We start from the raw sequence: 635 nt of genomic DNA on the forward strand, positions 1-635 counted from the left end.
CCTTCGCCGCCGGACCATCCGGCTCGATCTGCGCGAGCAGCGCGCCCATCTTGTTTTCGATGCCGGCCAGCACCGCATGCCGCCGCGGCACCGGTGCGGTCTGTCCGGCGACGCCGATATAGGCGCGGCGGACATAGCCGTGGCGGATGATCTCCGACAGCACGAATTGCGCGGTGTTGCTGGCAACCGCGAAGCAGATGCCCTGCGCGCCGTTGATGATGGCGGTGTTGATGCCGATCACCTCGGCATTCGACGACACCAGGGGACCACCGGAATTGCCGGGATTGAGCGCGGCATCGGTCTGGATCACGTCCTCGATGGTGCGGCCGCTGACCGAGCGGATCGAGCGTCCGAGCGCTGAGACCACGCCGGCGGTCACGGTCGATTCGAAGCCGAGCGGATTGCCGATCGCGATCACGAGCTGGCCGCGGCGCAAGGTCTTGGAATTGCCGAGCGCGGCATAGGGCAGATGCCGCACGCCGTTGGCCCGCAGCAGCGCAAGATCGGTGTCGGGATCGGCGCCGAGCACCTGGGCCTCGCCGACATGGCCCTCGACGTCCCGCAGCCGGATCTCCTTCGAGGTGCCGACCACGTGGCTGTTGGTGAGGACGAGCCCGTCCGGCGAGATCACGATG

Annotated in this window: 1 protein-coding gene; it reads right to left on the reverse strand. The window is 67.9% G+C overall.

Going from position 1 to position 635, the window contains the following annotated elements:
• The coding region (locus tag MOV75_RS40970; RefSeq protein WP_247008542.1) for a S1C family serine protease at positions 1–635 on the reverse strand (635 nt) is incomplete at both ends.

Origin of the sequence: Bradyrhizobium sp. PRIMUS42 (assembly GCF_023006515.1) — a bacterium.
Taxonomy (GTDB): Bacteria; Pseudomonadota; Alphaproteobacteria; order Rhizobiales; family Xanthobacteraceae; genus Bradyrhizobium.